The sequence below is a fragment of the Clostridium saccharobutylicum DSM 13864 genome (assembly GCF_000473995.1).
Taxonomy (GTDB): Bacteria; Bacillota; Clostridia; order Clostridiales; family Clostridiaceae; genus Clostridium; species Clostridium saccharobutylicum.
In genome coordinates this window covers 2,436,787-2,456,645 of the sequence record NC_022571.1, presented here as the reverse complement: position 1 = coordinate 2,456,645, position 19,859 = coordinate 2,436,787, and the positions used below count along the sequence as shown (strand labels likewise).

Sequence of the window (19,859 nt, the reverse complement as noted above, 5' to 3'; positions counted from 1 at the left end):
ATATACAACTTAAATTTATGTGGTAACTAACCAAAATCATATACATATTTGTTCCATCGGACTCATGAAATTTTTGCTGGAAGATTCTAAATGTCTCTTTCACGAATATGTATATGATTTCTATTATAGATACCACTTTAAGTTAGTAAACATGTATATATTCTAACTATAATTCCAGTTCTTAATTTTTTTATCTATATTAAGTTAATTATAAACCATTTTACATTTTTTTCCAAATAAAAAAGATGGTGCGAAAACCATCTTTTTTATTATATTATTACTTATTCACACAGCTACATGTACCTGTTTCATTATCATTTTCATAATGTTCTTTTTCCAAATGTTCATTACTTACCTTCTTTATAGTAATATAGTATGCACTAATAAGTGGAATACATGCTCCAAACCATGCTAGCGGATTTGATAATGATACACCTAAAAAACCTAATGGCTTAGATAACTCTATTGCAGCAAATGTTCTCATCAACAGCTCCATAATACCTGCGACAGTTGGAATAAAGCTTTGGCCTAAGCCTTGAAGCGTATACCTATATATAAAAAGCAGTGAAAGTATAAAATAACAAAGTCCATTAGACGTTAAATATAATTGTGATAATGAAATAACTTCTTTTTGGTCATATCCAACAAAAATTGCTGTAAAGAAATGTCCTCCAAGTGTATTAGTAAGTCCTACAATAATGCTGAAGGACATTGATATAAGAATGCATTTTCTTACACCTTCTTTTATTCTTTCAATTTTTCCAGCACCATAATTTTGAGCTGTATAGGTAGCCATTGTAATTCCAAAAGACATCATAGGCTGAATTGCAATAGTATCAATTTTTTGAGCTGCTGTATATGCAGCAACAGAAACAGCACCAAGACTATTAAGTGCAAATTGTACTATAATAGCTCCAATTGCAATTATAGATGCTTGGAATCCCATTGGTAAAGCCATCCTTACATGTTCAATAAAAACATCCTTTGATATTTTTAAATCACTCTTTGTAAGCTTAAGTACTGGTAAGTTCCTTTTTATGTACCATATACATAATAAAGCTGAAACACCTTGTGCTATAACAGTTGCAAGTGCTGCTCCTCTTACTCCCATTTTAAATATTAAAATAAAGCCAAACTCTAATATTATATTTAAAATACAAGCTACTACTAAATATACTAATGGTGTTCTACTATCTCCTAAAGCACGAATAATGTTTGAGAAGAAATTAAAAAACATTGATGCTATTATTCCAAGAAATATGATAAACACAAAATTATATGCATCATCTATAATTTCTGCTGGTGTATTCATTAATTCTAATATAGGTCTAGCAAAAATTGTACTTATAGTTGTAAGAATTATAGTTAATATCAAACTAATTAGTATACCTACAAAATAACTTTCTTTAACTCCCTGTTTATCATCTGCACCAAATTTTTGAGCTGTAATAATTGTAAGTCCAGCTGTTAAACCTTGAGCAAATCCTACTATCAAAAACATTATACTACCTGTACAGCCAACAGCTGCTAAAGCATTAATGCCTATAGTACGACCAACAATAAATGTATCAGCTATATTATAAAATTGTTGAAATATATTTCCTATTAACAAAGGAACAGTAAATAATAATATTAATTTAGCAGGATTACCTTCTGTTAGATTTCTAGTTCCAGCCAATATTCTACCCCCTTAAAACATTCGTGATATCTCACTTATATTGTCACTATCATATAAATCATAATATTAATGGTAAACAAGTCCAAAACATATTTTACCAGCAAATCAAATGATACACAACACTACAAAGTATATTCTAAATATTTTAAAATGCTACTATTATCTCAGTATCAATATTCTTTAAGAAATGAATTGACATAGCAAAAGAATTGCATAAAATTAGTATCTTTTATTCATTTTAATATTTAAATTCAACTACAAATTAACCTTAATATACAATATTATTTCTAGTCCAATATATCATAATATAAATTATAACTATGTATTAAAGCCATTATTATTGTTGTAACGCGCAATATTCAGCTTGCAAAAATAATAATAGCCAGACAGTAATGTTTTTAATTAATTGACCACCAGAAAAAAATCGTATTCTTTATTTTAAAAAATGAATAATTTATAGAGACATTATTCATTTTTTGTGTTATAATTCAAAATGTTGGTATGATTTTTATGTAAATTTGCAACACAATGCAAATCAAGTGTCATATTCAATCTTATTTTTTGTTTATTTTAATTTTTTTACTTAAAAAGGGGGAATAAGTATGAAGAAAATTAAATTAAGTCTGGCATTACAAATTCTTGTTGGACTTATACTTGGAATTATAGTAGGCGGATTATTTTATGGTAATCCAGCTGTTGAATGGTATTTAAAACCTATTGGAGACATTTTTATTAGGCTAATTAAAATGATAGTGGTTCCAATTGTGTTTTCATCACTTGTTGTTGGTATTGCTGGAACAGGAGATATTAAACAAGTTGGAAGACTTGGAGGAAAGACTCTTCTTTATTTTGAAGTTGTAACTACTATTGCTATTGTAATAGGACTTTTAATAGCTAACGTTGTGCATCCAGGTACAGGGATAAATATGCAAAGTCTTACTACATCTAGTATTGATAGTTATGTAAACACTGCAGAAACTGTATCTCATCATAGTTTTGCAGATACATTTATAAATATTGTACCTACTAATATTTTTGAATCACTTGCAAAAGGAGATATGCTTTCAGTTATTTTCTTTTCAGTTATGTTTGGTTTAGGAATTGCTGCAATTGGTGAAAAAGGAAAGCCTGTTATAAAGATTGCTCAAGGTACAGCTGATGCAATGTTTTGGGTAACAAATCAAATAATGAAAACAGCACCTTTTGGAGTATTTGCTTTAATTGGTGTAACAGTTTCTAAGTTTGGACTTTCATCTTTAATTCCACTTGGAAAATTAGTAATTACTACTTACGGTTCAATGATTATTTTTATACTAGTAGTATTAGGATTAATTGCAAAGTTAGTTGGGACAAGTATATTTTCAATCATGAAAATTTTAAAGAACGAACTTATACTTGCTTATAGTACTGCAAGTTCAGAGACAGTTCTACCTAAAATCATGGAGAAGATGGAGAAATTCGGATGTCCTAAAGCTATTGCAACATTTGTAGTCCCAACAGGTTATTCATTTAATTTAGATGGTTCTACACTTTACCAAGCTATTGCTGCTCTATTTATAGCACAATTATATGGTATTAATTTATCTATATCTGCTCAAATCAATTTAGTTATTGTATTGATGCTTACTTCAAAAGGCATAGCAGGAGTGCCGGGCGTATCTTTTGTAGTTCTTCTAGCTACACTTGGTTCAGTTGGAATTCCTGTTGAAGGTTTAGCTTTCATAGCAGGAATAGATCGTATACTTGATATGGCTAGAACTGCTGTAAATGTATTAGGTAATTCTCTAGCAGTTGTTGTTATATCAAAGTGGGAAGGAAAATATAATTCCATAAAAGCTAAAGAGTATCTAGAATCTATTGAGAAAGCCGCATAATAACTTAAAATTTATATTATAACTAACCGAAAATAAAAGTACTCTTATTGCAATGTAGCAATAAGAGTACTTTTATTTTCTAAAATATATTTTAAATTTTAAAGAACCTGCTTTGATTACGGCCATTTTTTTTAGCTAAATATAGTGCTTTATCTGCACCATTTAGCAAGTTCAATGCATTTTCTTCTTCAAAGTTAGTCAGTGTTGTAACACCGATACTGACTGTTATATAACTGCAATTTTTTGATGCACAATGGGGTATTTTATAAGAAAAAACTGATTCAACTATTTTCTCAGCCAAGATTATTGCTCCTTTATCATCTGTATTGGGAAGTAAAACTACAAATTCTTCTCCACCATATCGTGCAATAAAATTCTCTGGATGATAAAGCTCTTTAGATATTGCCTGTATAACTAATTTTAAGCACTCATCTCCTAGAACATGACCATAATTATCATTATAATTTTTAAAAAAATCTACATCTATCATTAATAAAGAAAGAAAACTTCGTTGACGAATAGCACTATTATATTCATTTAATAAAACTTCATCAAAATAACGTCTATTTGCAACACCAGTTAAAGAATCTATTCTTGCTATTCTTTTTAATTCTTTATTCGCTAATTGCAATTCTTTAGTTTTCAAAACATACTGCTTTTTTAAAGTTCCAACTATTAAAATTAATACAGGAACAACTAGCATAATTATAATAACCTTTTTAAAATTTTCAATAGAAAAACTTATAAAGTTATGCTGTATTGAAAAAAAGTATATAGAATAACTTATAACAGTAAACCCACTTAAAATTCCACATCTAAACCCTCCAAGGAAAGTCAAATATACCATAACTGCAAGTAAAACAACATTAGGATTTGGAATTTTCAAAAAATCTACCACAAAAAGCATAAATATTGCTAATATAAAACTAAACAATAAAATATGTTTTTTAATAAATTTCTCTTTCAATAACATTAAATTCACCTTCATTTACATACTAATATTAATGTATATATGTTGCACTATGATTTAGTTATATAGTACATAGTTTTAATTTAGATTTCAATTTTCAACATATATATTATATAATTTATACTTCAAACACTAATATCAGCGTAATTATTCTTTTGCTTAATCACTTTTTTATAAGTGATTATTTTTTCTAAATTCAACAAATTCATTTACTGTCAAAAATGTTTCATCATACCCTAAAGCTCTGCATAGTTTTGTAACATTAGGCTCTTCAAGATATGCTTTTTTAAGTATTTCACCTTTAGAAAAAACATCTCTTGTATCGCAGTCAAGTAGCACATTTCCCTTTGCAAAAACAACGGTTCTTTCAAAAGTTTCTGCCACAAAATCCATATCATGAATAATTGTAAGGACAATCTTTCCTTCATCTTTTAATTGTCTTATTATCGATTTAATTAACTCTTTTCCAGAAAAATCTTGCGCTATTGTTGGTTCATCAAAAATAACTACATCTGTATTCATTGCAAGAACAGATGCAATTGTAATTAATTTTCTCTCGGAAAGCCCTAAATCATATGGATTATTGTCTATTTTACTGCTTAATCCAACCATTTCTAGTGCTTTCTTAGAATTTCTAATTGCATCTTCCTTAGTCATTCCAATATTTAATGGTCCAAACATAACTTCATCAATTACTTTGTTTTTGAAAATTTGATCATTTGGATTTTGAAAAACTAAACCAATGCGCTTTGCTAGTTTTGCTACTGTCATGGACTTTATGCTCACATCATTTAACAAAATGTCCCCTTCATCTGGTTTTAATAACCCCTTTAGTAATTTTACAAAAGTTGTTTTTCCTGCTCCATTTTGACCCACTATTGCTGTTGATCTTTCGTCGATTACTAAATTAATATTTTCTAAAATAGGTTCATTTTCAATATAAGAAAATGATAAATTTTTTATTTCAATTTTACTCATTTAACATTCCTCCAATCTGCTTTGATGAAAGAATATTTTGTGCTTCATCTAAAGTTACTGGATACAATCCAATTTCTTTATTATAAATTTTTAATCCTCTACAAATTTGTGTAAATGCTGGTGGTGCTATTCCGTATTCTAAAATATTATCCATTGAGAATATTTGTTGTGGTGTATCAAAGTGTATTAACTTTCCATCATTAAGCAGCATAACTTTGTCGCTATACTGTGCAATCTTCTCTATTTTATGTTCAACCATAATAATTGTTATGCCTTTTTTACTCAAAGCTTGCACCGCTTGAAACACTTCTTCACTTCCTTGTGGATCTAATTGAGAAGTTGGTTCATCAAGAATAATTACCTCTGGGCGCATTGCAATAATACTGGCAATTGCCATTCTCTGCATTTGGCCTCCTGATAGATCAAAAGAATTTCTATCTTTATATTTACTAATATCTAATAATTCCATTGCTTCATCTATACGTTCTATCATTTCTCCACGTGGAATCCCCATATTTTCTAGTCCAAATGCAATCTCCTCATATACACTCATTTTAGAACCTGTTACTTGATTAAATGGATTTTGAAATACGATTCCAACCTTTTTACATACCTCTGAAATATCACTTTTGGAAACTTCCATATCATCAATAAATACTTTTCCACCATATGCCCCTTTATAAAATGTAGGTACAAGTCCTACGAAAGCTTGACATAAAGTGCTCTTTCCAGAATTATTTTTTCCAACAATCCCTATGAATTCACCTGGTTCTATTGTAAATGAAATATCATTTAGGACTAGTTTATCTGTCTGGGGATATCTATATTTTAAATGTTCTACCATTATCTTAGCCATATAATCACCTTCCCAATAATTGAAATTACAATAGCAAATACTAAAATAATTCTAATCACTATATCCATTCTTGTTTTATGTTCTTCATTTAAAAAAGTTTTTTTCTCTTTAGAATTAAACCCTCTTACTTCTAATGCAATAGCACGTTCCCTTGTATTTACAAGTGAACTCATTACTACTGGAGAGATAAGTGGAAAAAATGCTCTAATACGAGTAATAAGATTACCTTCAGTTTCCATTCCCCTGCTTCGTTGTGCATCTGTAATAGTTGCCATTGTTTCTGTCATCTGAGGAATAATTTGAAACACTGATATAAGCACATAACCAAAACGTGGTGAAAGTCCAATTCTTACAAAATCTTCAACTAAGTCTGATGGCTTTGTAGTGAGAACCAACACAGAAAAGCTTAGTAAAATATTTAATATATTTATCCCAATATCTAATGCAAATAGCAATCCTTCTTTATAAAATATTGCTGGACCTATTGAAAATAAAGGTGTAACATTACCAGCACGAAATAAACCTTGAATAATGATTACTGATAAAACTATAATAGCTGAAAATCCTACAATTGGAACTATCTTTTTTAGCACCTTTCCTATAATTAATATTAATATGCTGATTCCAATAAAAGCCAGACTAATTATCCTAGAACTAAGTATAAATGGAACTATAAGTGCTGTAATTATATATATAACTTTTGTCATAGGAGCTAACATATTTATAACTGAATTTTTATCTTCATATAAGCTAATGCTCTTCACTTAATTGTACTCTCCTCTCATAATTGATTAGGCATATAAAAAAATAATAGATCAAAATGATATACTTACTTTGTATAACTTACATGAAAATAAATAACAAGAAAATAAATTCTCCTCATAATAAATTTTCTTATGCAATGTAATACAAAGCAGGTAAGATACAGATCTATTATTTTCTTTAATTGTACCTAAATCACATTCAAAAATTACAGATTAATATTCTAACCTATTTTATATAATTTGTCTTATTTTTTAGTCTAAACTTTCAATCTCTTCATCATTCTTATAAAGTCCAGTCAAAGTCTTTGGAAGTCCTTTATAAATAGCGAATACTACTAATAGTGTAACAATTTTATCTGGTAAATCTACAATAACTTCATCTAATCCAGAAGCTAAAAATGCTGGAATATTATTTGCAATTGCCCAAGCATAAACAGCATCTCCCCAAACATTACCTGTTGTTCCTCCCCAGAATATCATGTTTAATGGAGTAGAAATTACTACAGCTACAAGTCCAGCTATAATACCTGTAATAATTGCACCTTTAATATTTTTCATTTCTCCTTTATAAGCACATATACCTACAGCAATCCCTATAAAACCACTAGTTAATGCATATACAGTAGAAATTGGATCCATGGTTAATCCATAGATAATATTGTTAACAGCGCCACAAATAGCACCTACAATAGGACCTCCTAAAGCTGCTGCAAGGCATGTACCAATTGAATCTAACCAAAGTGGTAATTTTAATAGTCCTGCAAATAATTTTCCTAAATAATTAATACCTACAGCTGCTGGAATAAGTACTAATGATGCTGTATTAAGTCTCAATGACCACATACTGTTTTTTTTCATAATATTATACCTCCAAGTATTTTTTATATATAAACAACTTATGATTTAAACTTATGTGATGATTAACCGAAATTCCATACATTCTAGTTATAAGTCTAATTCTTAAATTGTTTATCTATATAGATATCCAATTTATAAATCACACTTATGCTTTGAATATATATTCAAAAGTAGAAATAGAGGTGATGCATTTGTGTAGTGTTACCTCAAAAATTTTGATAGCTATACTTCTTAGATTGTAAGTTGTTCCGTATATGCTTGTTCACAGCGTGTCTGTGAACAAGCATTGCGGGTACAACTTGCAGTCTTAGAAGCATCTATCAAAATTTTCAGTAACCGAAACAAATGCATCACTTCTATTTTGGTTAGCTACTACATAAGTTTAAGTCTTGATTTGTATATCTATATGCTTAACGCATTGTGAAAATAAACATATATACTAAAGAAACCCGTCGTATTTCATGTGTATATACATAACATTTTAGCATAATTTGCCTAAATAACACAACGTATAATGTTATTAATTCATCACTTATTTACTTTTTATCCATTTTTACAATTGCTTCTAAGGCTGTTATAATCTCATTTTTTTCGCCTTCTATCATTGCATTTTCTCCATCAACATAATTATTAATTTGACTGCTTAGATCATCCTTATAAGTTACAACAGTATTAAGTATTGATGCGGTTTTTACACCACGAAGACCTCCTATTGTAAATAATGCTGCTGTCTCCATATCAGCACCTAAAATTCCTTTTGATGCCCAATATTTATCAATCTCATCTTCTCTATCTGTATAAAAACTATCATGACTTCTTGCTTTTCCAATATGAATTGTATATCCCTTCTCTTTTGCACATAAAACTGTGTTTAGTAATAATTCAAAGTCTGGAATTGCAGGATAAATTTCTTCAATATAAGCTTTAGAAGCTCCATCATCTCTAACTGCACCATTTACAAGAATTAAATCGCCTAATTGAATTTTACTATCTAATGCTCCACAACTTCCTATTCTTATCATTGCTTCAACACCTATTCTATGCAATTCCTCTACTGCAATTCCAGTAGAAGCTCCACCCATTCCTGTAGAAACTGCCATTACTTTAACACCTTTATAATATCCAGAAATACTTTTATGTTCACGATTAAAAGCAATTTCATGAACGTTAGTCAAAAATTCTTTAATCTTATCAACGCGTTTTGGATCTCCAGGTAAAATAGCATATTTTGCAGCATCCTTTATTCCACATCTTATATGTGGTTGTAATAAATCATTCATTTGCTCACTTCCTTATAATTTATTAAGTATATATAGATAAAAAACTTAGATTTTAAGTTTATGTGGTAACTTACCGAAAGAAAGAGTGCTCTGTTGTTCTGGTTACTAGAGAAAAGGACTATGGATTTCTAGCAGCAGAAGTTGTTGCATTCCTACATGCTCCTTAAGCAAGTTAATGACAAGCAATAATGGAACAACTTCTGCTGAAGAAATCCTACAGTTCTTTTCTCAATGTAACACTTCACAAAAGAGCACCCTTTCTTTCTGGTTTAGAATATATTTCAAAGTATAAGTCTAATTCATAATGAGACTACTGAAAAACTAAAAAACATTACCAATATTGTAATTACATTATCGCTTAATACTTACCTATAATATACAATTAATATTTACTATTGTAATTGTAACATATTATTTAATCATATGTAATATTTTATGATATTGCTAAGATACATTAAAATATATATTCCAAGTCATTATATATTTCACTTTCTAAATTTTCTTCTTTCATTTCATGTACGTTTGCTGAATATAAAGAAGATAAAATTATAACCAAAGGTACCTTTGCAAAAATGGCCAGAGGTGAGATGATTCGTTATATGACTGAGGAAACGATAGAGAATATATCAGCAATAAAAAACTTTAACAGGCTTGGTTATAAATATAGCGAAGAAAAATCAAACGATAAAAATATCGTCTTTATTCGATAGTTAGCATCAGTAATACTCCAATTATACAAGTTGGGGTATTACTGATACACACCTCTGGAAGAGGTGCCTATTGATGATATTTTTATCATTAGTTTACTTATACATTATCTATGTTTTCAACAAACCTCTTATTTTTCATATCATGACTTCTCTTTTTATCACTGAATAATGCAAAAAGTATACCTGGCAAAAGAATTACAGCGCTCACTTTAAATGTAAAACTAAAAGCTTTAACATCAGACATCTGGGCAGTCATATTTGATGTAAATATAGTTAAAAATAAGGCAACTCCAAGTACAGTTCCAAGTGTTCTTGTCATGTTATTTATTCCAGAAGCTATTCCTATTTTTTCTACAGGAACGTTAGCCATTATAGAACCTATTAGTGTTGCCATACTTAAGCCCGTACCAGAACCAGCAACAATTAATCTTAAAATAATATCTGTATTTGAAGAATTTTGAGTAAGAGAACTATTTAAATAACAAGAAACACTAAGTAAAAGAATACCCAATGCACTAGTTAATCTGCTGCTTAATTTTTTTGTCAAAATAGTAGATAATATTGAAAAAATCATTGAAGTTAAGGACATAGTTGAAATAATAAGTCCTGCTGACAGTTGATTCAATCCTTTAACCTGAATTAAGAAAAAGGATAGCAAATATGTACCCGACATCATGCCAAGTCCGAGTAAAAATAGAGTAATCGAGCCGTTTGTGAATGGTAAAGATTTAAATAAACTAAGAGGAACCATTGGCTCCTTAACTTTTAGTTCAATGATAACAAATAGTATAAGGGCTATAGCAGAAACTGCAAAGAAAGAAAGGATGAAGCTTGAAGCCCAGCCTTTTTCATTAGACTTCATTAATGCGAATGTTAAGCAAAACATAGCAATTGATATTGTTACAATTCCCCAAAAATCTATATTTTTACTTGCAGTTGGGTCATAGGATTCCTTTATGAATTTCATAGTTAATATTATACAAATACAACCTATAGGTATATTGATAAAGAAAATGCATCTCCAATTAAAAAATTGAGTTACTATGCCGCCAATCGATGGTCCACTTGCAGCAGCAAGGCCTGAAAAGGCTCCCCAAAGTGCCATTATGGTTCTTCTCTTTTCTGGTGGGAATATTTCAGTAGAAAGAGGCATTGCAATAGTCACAACAAAAGCCGCTGCTATCCCTTGAAGTGTTCTAAATATTATAAGTGCTTGAAGAGAATTTGAAATACCACATAATAGTGAAGATATAGTAAATAAAACTACTCCTGCAATAAATAGTTTTTTTCTGCCAAATTGATCTGAAAGTCTCGAAGCAGTTACTAGAATAACTGCAGTAGCTAGATTATAGGCATTTACCACCCAAGAAATATGATTCATAGTAGTATTAAAGTATTCAGTCATTTTAGGCAAAGTGATATTTACCACAGTTGTATCTAATAATGCCATAAAAAATCCTAAAATAATAGCTGCAAAAGAAATGATTTGATATTTTTTGTTCATAAAACAAACCTCCAAAATTATAATGTGTTTTATACTGATATATAATAAACTACTATAAAGTATAGTGGTAGGACGAAAAAAATGTCTCACAATATAAAGATTTAGAGACTAGAAAGAAAATAACACTTAAAAGATGCGATGTATATTTTGTGCCAGACAAAGAAGTAATATTAGCTAATATTACTAACGCAGTATGACACAAAATAGACTAGCATACTGACTTGTTATTTTTTTGATAATGTCTTATTAGAGACATCAACTTATTAATTATAATAATCAAAAACTTTTTCAGACCATTTTTGCAAAACACTATAAAATTCGTTATATAAATCTAATATAAGAAATTCAGAACCAGATCTTTCATTGCGCTGTTTTTCATTACTATAAACTGAGTCCACAAAAGCTCTACGTTCTTCTGCCTTTTCCTTGAAATTTTTAAGGTACTCTTTTCTTTTTTCTTCTGGCAAATTCTCTATATTAACTAAAAATGCATTAAACTCTAAATAAATATTTCCTATATGTTTTGAACTTTCCTCCATTAGTTCATTAAAATATAAATTTCCTTTTTCATTCAGTGAATATAGTGTTTTTTCTGGCATTTCACCTTCTTTAACAGTTCTTGAATTTAAATATCCATTATCGCATAATTTAATTATATTTTTATAAATTGACGGGTTACTAATTTTTAGCCATTTAGTAAGATTCCAGATATCAAATTCTTTAACCATTTCATAGGCACTTTTTTCTTTGTTATGCAAATAGCCAAGTATTATTAAATTTATTGAAGACAATTTAATCACCACCATTTATTATACTACTATAAAATATAGTAGTATATTCTATATTTGTCAATATAAAATTTGGTAAAATTATTTTAAATTGAAGATTACAATTATAATTTTAGAATACATTTAGACTTAAATATATTAATCTTGTAGCAAATTCACTAATACTTAAAGCAATAGATACAAATATTTCTATACTTCTGAAACAAGAAAAAGCCACATAATTGTTATCAATTCCAATATGTAGCCACTTCTTATAGATATGTCAACTGTATGCCAAAAAGGGCGTGTCAAGATTATCTGCATAATCTCGATACACCCTCTTCTTTTGAAACAAGTGCGCTTATGGTGACTTTAAAACTATTTTCGGAGTAAACCTAAAATATTATTGTTAAAATCGATTTCCATGAGAACCACCTCTTTCAGTAATTATTATGTGCAGCATTGTAATTTATATACACATTAAAAATCTTTTTTGTAATCAAATATTTTCTTTCATATGCCTAATTTAATAATATTTTTTAACAACTATAAAAATGTCGTAGTTAAAATTTAAATAACTATAACCTATTAATCAAAATTTTACTTTGTGTATTCCAATACTTTTGCATTTAATTCAACACGTTTTTCTCGTTATTAATTGTGTTTCTCCTCTTTAAGATAAAGATATATCCTCAATCATGGATTTTAAGTTTTTACCTTCTTCAAAATCCGGATCTAAGCTTAAAGATTTCTCTGCATACTCTAGTGCTCTATCAATTTGGCCAAGATTATAATAGCAAAGTGCAATTTCATAATTTGTTTCTGGACACTCACCATAAAATTCTAATGAAGTTTCAAAGAATTTCAAAGCATCGTTATCATGACCAAGATAACCTAATATTGATCCAAAATAATATCCTAAATCTCCCTCTTCTCCAATAGGGAAATAATATTCCCAAACTCTATTGATTGCATCAACTAGTTCCTCTTTAGGGAAATTTTCTTCATTTTGTATTCTTTCAAGCAATATATTATATAATTCTAGTAAAGTTCTTGAATCCCATACTGTAAATCGTAGGAATGTCAAAAGTTCTTTTGTTGTTAAAGACTGACTTAAAGGCATAATTGCTTTTTTCATATTATAGAAGTCATCTGGTCCTATAGTTTCAATAACTTCGTTATAAGCCATTGAAGTTTCTATAAAATCATTATTCTCCTTACTTAACATAAATAAAGATACATTTATATTTTCGTGATCATATATACTATGTATTGCTTTTCCTCCAAGCTCTTTAAAATATAGCTCTATAGCATGGAAGTTGACTGTCATAGAAATACATCCATGTTTAGACAAGAATGGATGATAGTTTTTAAACATAGCTTCTTCATTTTTATATCCCTTATCCGCGGATATTAAAATTACATCATCATTAAATAGCTTTCTTAATCTTGAAATACATCTTAATCCAATTATAGGCATGTAAAACGCTGTATCTTCTAAAGAATTTTTATAATGCAACAACACATCATTAAAATTCTTATCTTCATAATAATCATTACCATCAATTTTTTTATCTGTATAATAATAATCCAACCCTGCTAGAATTGATTTATCATTAGGATCGCCTTTTTCCTCTGGAGAAGTTATCGTAATTACCCCTTCAAATAGTTCTCCTTCGTTAACATAAAAAGTATCTTGAGGAAGACTATCAAAAGTATAATTTGCAAATAAAATTAAAGGATTCTTCAGTTTACCGCTGCATAAAACTTCCCCACTATGTCTAAGTCTAATCTCATCATCTTTAGCTATATCAAAAGTTGCACAATCAAGTACTCCAGATTCAAAATATGGTTTTAAAAAGCTATGATTTTGCCAATATTCAATATTTCTCTGTGCAAAATCCGTTACTATGTATTTAAATTTTATATCTTTTAGCGAAGAATTTTCAATCATATGTAAAAATCTTTTTAGGAAAGTATATGTAAATCGTCCTACTCCAGCAGCAAGCTCCATTATATAAATAACGGTATTTTTATCTATATCCTCTCTTGCTACATAATCTCGTACGTATCCAAAAACAGTTTTAGCATACTGATTTGCAATATAAGGATTTGTTGTTATATATTGAGGAACAATACCTTTAATCCATGCTTCCGGTCCTTGATTTGCAAAGAAATCAGATTGTAATTTCCAAAGCATTGACTTAGATAATGGCTTTTCAGCCTCAACTATAGCTCCTGAACTCTCATTAACTTTTAAATTAGAAAGTTTAGTAATATTATATTTTTTATTTTTTTCTGACAAAATAATTCCTCCCTAAGATAAGACATATTCAATAAAATAACAAGTCATTATAATAGCCTGTTTTCTCTCATATGCCCAAATATCAATTTCAATAAAAATATCCTTAATAGAATGATTATACTATTAGCATTGAATTATGTATAGAATTAGTAATATGTTTTTAAAAATTTAAAAGGCATCGTAATTTACGACACCTTTATAATCCTAAAAAACAATACCTTTTAATATATCATTTAATGATTTTAAGACCTTTAACACAAATTTTAATATGTATGGTAAAAAGAATGATGCTACTAACACTGAAGCTGATAAAATCAATATATTATAATTCATAGGCTGGCCTAATTTAACCTGATATAAATGTATTGCCCCTAAAGATATAGAACCAACGATTAATACTTTAGTTACTATCCATGAAATTATATTTATAATCTGTAATATCAATATTATTACTGACAATATAGCTATTATTGGTAATAACATTATCTTAATTGGCAACATAATAAGCTGTAATACTGTGTTAATATTGCTTTTAGTCTTTTTTTCAACTGCTTTTTGTTTTCTGCCCTTTTCTTCTTTCTTATCATTTAATTTATTTTTCTTATCTTTGTTCTTTGAACTTCCTTTTTCGATGAAGTCATCTTTTTTCCTGTTAGTACTTCTTCTTTTTCTTTTAGAATTATTTGTATTCAGATAATCGTCACTGCTGTTATCATCCTCTAGTTCTCTTTGAACTTCTTGTGGATTCCTAATTAATGTTGGATTTTGATCTTTTAATTTATTTTCTTCTAAATTATTTAAAGCTTCATAAGCCTCATCAAAGATCTTCAAAAACTGATTAAGTCTTTTCTCATTAACTACTTCCTTTTTTATTTTCTCTACTTGCTTTTCATAAGCTTCTCTTATTTCTTCTTTTGATGCATTTTCTTCTACACCTAATAACTTATAATAATCTGTCATTTCTTCTCTCCGTTTTAAAAAATTAGGTAATACTCTTTAGTTTTTCAGTGCCCTCACTGTTGGTTTTGCATTATTACTTCTTAAAGTATTATACTGAAAATTAAGCTTAATTTAAAGATTAATTATTTAACAATTTTTGAAATAAAAAAAGGTTGCTTAGGTACACTAAAATGGAACCTATGAAATAGACACTTAAAAAAGACTATTTTTATAGGTTCTTTTTTTGTACAATAAAATCAAGTATAAATTCAGTCAGGATGTGAACTAATGAGTAAAAAACTATTTACTAATAAAGAAATTGAATTGTTATCAAAGAATAAATATATAAAAAACGTCACAAATAAAGCAATCACGTATACAGATGAATTTAAAATACTTTTTATCGCTGAGCGTAGCAAAGGTAAACTACCTATTCATATTTTTCAGGATGCAGGATTTGATACAGATGTTATTGGAAATAATAGAATTTGGTGCGCAAGTAAAAGATGGCGTAATATTTATAATGAATCAGGAGCGCTTGGATTGAGAGATTCTCGAAAATTAAATAGTGGTCGTCCACTAAAACGTGAACTAACCGTGAATGAAATAATAGCTAAAAAAGATGCTGAAATTGCTTATTGGAAAGCGGAGGCAGAACTATTAAAAAAATCGAGCTGCAAGAAAGGCAGGTGAAAAATAATAAATTAAGTTCAACATCAATATTCAAGATCATACAGAGTATAATTTCAAAATACAGTTATAAAAATATAATTTCTCATTTATGCAAAATAGCTGAAGTCTCTAGATCAGGATATTATAATTATTTAAATTCAAGTAATAAGCGTAATTCTAAAGATGAAAAGGATTTAGAATTAAAGCATATAATTCTTAAAGCATTTAATCATAGAGGCTACAAGAAAGGATCACGCTCTATAAAAATGGTTTTAGAACATGAATTTAATAGAGTAATAAATCGAAAGTGTATACAAAGAATTATGAGAAAATATAATATTGTGTGTCCAATTAGAAAGGCAAACCCTTATCGTAGAATGATGAAAGCTACTAAAGAACATACAGTTCTACCTAATACTTTGAACAGGGAATTCAAACAAGGTTTGGTCGGTAAGGTATTATTAACTGATATAACTTATTTAACATATGGAGCATCTAATAGAGCCTATTTATCTACTATTAAAGATGCTTCTACAAATGAAATTCTCTCGTATCATCTTTCAGAAAGTCTTACATTAGATATAGCTACTGAAACTGTTAAAAAGCTGATGAGGAATCATAAAAAATTACTTGATAAAGATGTTTTTATTCATTCAGATCAAGGCGTTCATTACACTAGTCCTAGATTTCAAAAACTTCTTAAGAAATATAAAATTGGACAATCCATGTCTAGACGCGGAAACTGTTGGGACAACGCCCCGCAGGAATCATTTTTTGGACATATGAAAGATGAAATAGACTTAAAAATTTGTACAACATTTTACGAATTAGAATCAACAATTAATAATTATATGGATTACTATAATAATTACAGATACCAATGGGGACTTAAAAAGCTGGCTCCTGTTCAATATCGGGACCAGCTTTTAGCTGCCTAGCCTTTTTCAAAATTTCCTTGACATAGGGACCATTTTACACTATTAAATTGTTATTTTATATTAAAATATGGCTATGTTAAAGAATAGTGCTGATAATATAGTATATATAAATGGAGCCACTTTACATAATTTATATTTATTCTTACATTAAGAATATTCACAAGCATATATAACTAAATTTTATACTCATTATCTATGGGAAACCATATATCTTAAAACTGTTTTTAATTTTGATTTTTCAGTTTTTCGTGCATCTGAAATATAAATTTCTCTATGTTTTAGAGTTGTTATTTCAAGATTATTTTCTTTTATAAATTTTTTCATTTGTTCAAAACTTTGTGGTTCATCATCATATGAACCAATGTGCATCATTTGAACAGATAGTCCATCTTCCATAGTTTCAAAAGTCACATCATCTAATAAAGGATGTGTTTTTTTCTTCCTAACATTTTCAAAAGCTTTATTAACCACTTCTTGCGTTACAAAATCAGGCTGTCTAATCATTATGTTATACAACAATTCATCCTTATTTAAGATATTAGATTGTTTTCCTTCTTCTGTTAAATCCCATATTCCCTCAAGTGGATAAACCGTATATTCAAAATAACCATCTGGTGTATACCCTTGTTTGGGCATCATTCTAACTGCATATGCTAAAGAATATAAAACACCTATTTTTTCAGAGAATTCTTCATCATTTGGATTTCCTTTTCCACTTAGCATAAAAAATTTTTGTTGTGGTACTGTTATTAAATCTGGTTTTTCTTTCGGTAAATATAAATTCTTTTCTTGCTTTCTCCATTCAAATTTCATAATTTTCCTACTTTCTATTTAATTTATAATTAAAATATATCACCCTTAATATGACATCATGTTGTCATATTACAATAAAGATTATATAAACATTCAAATTTTTAGCATAATTATATATAAATTGGTTATCTAAATCTAAAGTTCTTTAGTTTTGTTCCAGATTAACAAGTATGAGATTGTACTAATAAGTTTTTACTCTTAATAGTATCATTCTCTGTGTTAAATACTATAAATTATAAAGTCATTTATGATTTAAATTTAATAATTTTTATCAGCTAATTGGATTATAATAAATGCAAAACCATGAACTAGATTTAAACTTTGAAATATATTCTATACTAGAAAGAAGCTGTATTCTTTTTGGGAGTGTTGCATTTATAATTGAGCTTTAGGTATTTCTTCAGTAGAAGTTGTTCTATTTTTGCTTGTCCTTAACTTGTTTGAGGAACATGCATAAATGGTGACAACTTCTACTGGTAGAAATCCACAGATCAATTATATAGCAACCGAGAAAAAGAATACAGCTTCTTTCGGTAAATTACATCCTAAGTCTAAATTCCAAGTTGTTTATCTATAATTAAATTAGTTTTGGAAGTGTAGTAGCTCCATGAGGCATAAGGTTGACTGTAAGGTTTTTATTTTCACCGTCATAAGCAATTTTAAGTGCATCTTCCAATGTTTTAGTCAAAATGATTTTTGTATTTTTAAGTAAAACTGGATTAATTTCTGAAACTAAAATTAATTTATATTTTTCCGCAGTCTCACAAAAAAAGTATCCAACATATTTTGAAATAGTATAATTTTCTCTAAGATCTTTTTCCCTGTCAAGCATATTGTCAAAATTCAATATCATATCCTTAATATCTTTAATTTCTCCAATACCTTCACTACACTGAGCAAGGACTATGATATATCCTCCATCTACTACTGCCTCTTTTGCATTTATTAAAGTCTTTATGGATTGATAAAGATTTATATCTTTTGGCGCACCTCCTGCACTTGCAATCACTATATCTGATTTCTTTTTTATATTAACGCCATCAATACTGTCTACTAATTTTCTTCCTGCTTCATGAGCTGTTATATAATTTCCAGAAACTGCACCTGATATATTGCCATCTGGCCCCATTATTACATTAAACATGAAAGAAGGCTTTACCATAGCAGCTGCCTGCATCATATCATCATGCACAGGATTTTCTATAATATTTCCTGAACATACAACATCTCTTGTCCCACTTCCAAGTCCTTCATTTAAAGAAAGTGAATGATTATGTGATATGGATTTAAAGGACGAAATACCAGGAAGTATTGACTTTTTTCCTCCTGACCAGCCTACAAGAAAATGATAAATAATAGCTCCTGTAATAACTATATGATCACATTCAATAGCTTTTTTGTTTACAATAACAGGTGTTCCATAAGTTGTTTCACCTAGATATTCCATACCTTCTTCATCAAAACAATCATGATCATAAACTTCAAACCTTTTTGCTAGCTGCTTACCAAGAAGTATTTCATGTTCTTCCCTGGTCTGTTTTCTATGAGTGCCCTGAGCCGATAGGAATATAATATCTTCATCTTTGACTCCTCCTGCATTCAATTCCTCTACAATTTTATATAAAAATTTATGTGGCTTTTGCCAGCTTCTTGTAATATCAGAAATTACTATACAAACTGTTTCCCCTTCATGCACTATATCTTTAAGTCTCTCGCTGTCAATAGGATTATACAATGCTTCTGATATAATTTCATCCTCTGTTTTATCCTGCTTGAAAGCATTACTTTCAATTATTTTAAGAAGATTCTTTTCTTCAATAAAAGCTGTCATTTTACCTTGCCCATATTTCATATTAATTTCTTTCATTTGTAGCCCCCCTAAACAATCAAATCATCAACGTTTTCATGTATATATTGATAATTTATCAAAAAATTTTGCTTATTTTTAATATA

At 28.8% G+C, this 19,859-nt stretch carries 16 protein-coding genes; 3 read left to right on the top strand and 13 right to left on the bottom strand.

The features are described 5' to 3' along the window. Nucleotides 1-277: 277 nt before the first annotated feature. Nucleotides 278-1,678 carry an MATE family efflux transporter gene (locus CLSA_RS10495; protein ID WP_022746299.1) on the bottom strand — a complete coding sequence of 467 codons (1,401 nt, stop codon included), beginning with the start codon at nucleotides 1,676-1,678 and terminating at the stop codon, nucleotides 278-280. Nucleotides 1,679-2,280: 602 nt separating this feature from the next. Between CLSA_RS10495 and CLSA_RS10490 the strand changes: the two genes are divergently transcribed. Further along, nucleotides 2,281-3,552: a cation:dicarboxylate symporter family transporter gene (locus CLSA_RS10490; RefSeq protein ID WP_022746298.1), complete on the top strand. Its 1,272-nt coding sequence runs from the start codon at nucleotides 2,281-2,283 to the stop codon at nucleotides 3,550-3,552. Nucleotides 3,553-3,643: 91 nt separating this feature from the next. Here CLSA_RS10490 and CLSA_RS22040 read toward each other — a convergent pair whose 3' ends face one another. From CLSA_RS22040 to CLSA_RS10460, 6 genes are all read right to left on the bottom strand, one after another. Continuing rightward, nucleotides 3,644-4,525: a GGDEF domain-containing protein gene (locus tag CLSA_RS22040; RefSeq protein WP_022746297.1), complete on the bottom strand. Its 882-nt coding sequence runs from the start codon at nucleotides 4,523-4,525 to the stop codon at nucleotides 3,644-3,646. 168 nt (nucleotides 4,526-4,693) lie between these two features. After that, a complete protein-coding gene (locus CLSA_RS10480; RefSeq protein WP_022746296.1) occupies nucleotides 4,694-5,500 on the bottom strand; it encodes an energy-coupling factor ABC transporter ATP-binding protein in 807 nt (268 codons plus the stop codon). After that, the gene (locus CLSA_RS10475) at nucleotides 5,493-6,356 is read right to left on the bottom strand and encodes an energy-coupling factor ABC transporter ATP-binding protein (RefSeq protein WP_022746295.1); all 864 of its coding nucleotides are present in this window, start codon (nucleotides 6,354-6,356) and stop codon (nucleotides 5,493-5,495) included. Before CLSA_RS10475 ends, CLSA_RS10480 begins: the two co-directional genes overlap by 8 nt. After that, nucleotides 6,344-7,120, bottom strand: coding sequence for an energy-coupling factor transporter transmembrane component T family protein (locus tag CLSA_RS10470; protein ID WP_022746294.1), 777 nt, complete (start codon nucleotides 7,118-7,120; stop codon nucleotides 6,344-6,346). Before CLSA_RS10470 ends, CLSA_RS10475 begins: the two co-directional genes overlap by 13 nt. Nucleotides 7,121-7,372: 252 nt before the next feature. Beyond that, nucleotides 7,373-7,978, bottom strand: coding sequence for an ECF transporter S component (locus CLSA_RS10465; protein ID WP_022746293.1), 606 nt, complete (start codon nucleotides 7,976-7,978; stop codon nucleotides 7,373-7,375). A gap of 536 nt (nucleotides 7,979-8,514) precedes the next feature. After that, nucleotides 8,515-9,258, bottom strand: a complete 744-nt coding sequence (locus CLSA_RS10460; protein ID WP_022746292.1) for a nucleoside phosphorylase — start codon at nucleotides 9,256-9,258, stop codon at nucleotides 8,515-8,517. Nucleotides 9,259-9,719: 461 nt separating this feature from the next. On the opposite strand from CLSA_RS10460, the gene yaaA reads away from it, so the two are divergent. Continuing rightward, nucleotides 9,720-9,968 (top strand): peroxide stress protein YaaA, encoded by a 249-nt coding sequence (gene yaaA, locus CLSA_RS22495; protein ID WP_077393784.1) that lies wholly within the window; start codon nucleotides 9,720-9,722, stop codon nucleotides 9,966-9,968. Nucleotides 9,969-10,065: 97 nt separating this feature from the next. Here yaaA and CLSA_RS10455 read toward each other — a convergent pair whose 3' ends face one another. From CLSA_RS10455 to CLSA_RS10440, 4 genes are all read right to left on the bottom strand, one after another. Next, complete coding sequence (locus CLSA_RS10455; RefSeq protein ID WP_022746291.1) at nucleotides 10,066-11,472, bottom strand: MFS transporter; 1,407 nt, start codon at nucleotides 11,470-11,472, stop codon at nucleotides 10,066-10,068. Between the two features lie 263 nt (nucleotides 11,473-11,735). Beyond that, nucleotides 11,736-12,263 (bottom strand): PadR family transcriptional regulator, encoded by a 528-nt coding sequence (locus CLSA_RS10450; protein WP_041716230.1) that lies wholly within the window; start codon nucleotides 12,261-12,263, stop codon nucleotides 11,736-11,738. A gap of 649 nt (nucleotides 12,264-12,912) precedes the next feature. Then, complete coding sequence (locus CLSA_RS10445) at nucleotides 12,913-14,544, bottom strand: tetratricopeptide repeat protein (RefSeq protein ID WP_022746289.1); 1,632 nt, start codon at nucleotides 14,542-14,544, stop codon at nucleotides 12,913-12,915. 204 nt (nucleotides 14,545-14,748) lie between these two features. Continuing rightward, nucleotides 14,749-15,504 (bottom strand): DnaJ domain-containing protein, encoded by a 756-nt coding sequence (locus CLSA_RS10440; protein WP_022746288.1) that lies wholly within the window; start codon nucleotides 15,502-15,504, stop codon nucleotides 14,749-14,751. A 267-nt stretch (nucleotides 15,505-15,771) separates the two neighbouring features. Between CLSA_RS10440 and CLSA_RS10430 the strand changes: the two genes are divergently transcribed. Further along, nucleotides 15,772-17,093, top strand: a protein-coding gene (locus CLSA_RS10430) for an IS3 family transposase (protein WP_418235954.1) whose coding sequence is annotated in 2 segments (ribosomal slippage) — nucleotides 15,772-16,153 and nucleotides 16,153-17,093 — 1,323 coding nt in all. Because the reading frame shifts where the segments join, the coding sequence is not laid out codon by codon here. Nucleotides 17,094-17,282: 189 nt separating this feature from the next. Here CLSA_RS10430 and CLSA_RS10425 read toward each other — a convergent pair. Next, the gene (locus CLSA_RS10425; RefSeq protein WP_022746287.1) at nucleotides 17,283-17,906 is read right to left on the bottom strand and encodes a GyrI-like domain-containing protein; all 624 of its coding nucleotides are present in this window, start codon (nucleotides 17,904-17,906) and stop codon (nucleotides 17,283-17,285) included. 577 nt (nucleotides 17,907-18,483) lie between these two features. Next, nucleotides 18,484-19,773 carry a lactate racemase domain-containing protein gene (locus CLSA_RS10420; protein ID WP_022746286.1) on the bottom strand — a complete coding sequence of 430 codons (1,290 nt, stop codon included), beginning with the start codon at nucleotides 19,771-19,773 and terminating at the stop codon, nucleotides 18,484-18,486. Nucleotides 19,774-19,859: the final 86 nt, after the last annotated feature.

Bases quoted from the DNA above. Each gene is read 5' to 3' on its own strand.
- CLSA_RS10475 (WP_022746295.1), bottom strand. From the start codon at position 6,356: ATGGCTAAGATAATGGTAGAACATTTAAAATATAGATATCCCCAGACA.
- CLSA_RS10490 (WP_022746298.1), top strand. From the start codon at position 2,281: ATGAAGAAAATTAAATTAAGTCTGGCATTACAAATTCTTGTTGGACTT.
- CLSA_RS10440 (WP_022746288.1), bottom strand. From the start codon at position 15,504: ATGACAGATTATTATAAGTTATTAGGTGTAGAAGAAAATGCATCAAAA.
- CLSA_RS10480 (WP_022746296.1), bottom strand. From the start codon at position 5,500: ATGAGTAAAATTGAAATAAAAAATTTATCATTTTCTTATATTGAAAAT.
- CLSA_RS10455 (WP_022746291.1), bottom strand. From the start codon at position 11,472: ATGAACAAAAAATATCAAATCATTTCTTTTGCAGCTATTATTTTAGGA.
- CLSA_RS10425 (WP_022746287.1), bottom strand. From the start codon at position 17,906: ATGAAATTTGAATGGAGAAAGCAAGAAAAGAATTTATATTTACCGAAA.
- CLSA_RS10465 (WP_022746293.1), bottom strand. From the start codon at position 7,978: ATGAAAAAAAACAGTATGTGGTCATTGAGACTTAATACAGCATCATTA.
- CLSA_RS22040 (WP_022746297.1), bottom strand. From the start codon at position 4,525: ATGTTATTGAAAGAGAAATTTATTAAAAAACATATTTTATTGTTTAGT.
- CLSA_RS10420 (WP_022746286.1), bottom strand. From the start codon at position 19,773: ATGAAAGAAATTAATATGAAATATGGGCAAGGTAAAATGACAGCTTTT.
- CLSA_RS10460 (WP_022746292.1), bottom strand. From the start codon at position 9,258: ATGAATGATTTATTACAACCACATATAAGATGTGGAATAAAGGATGCT.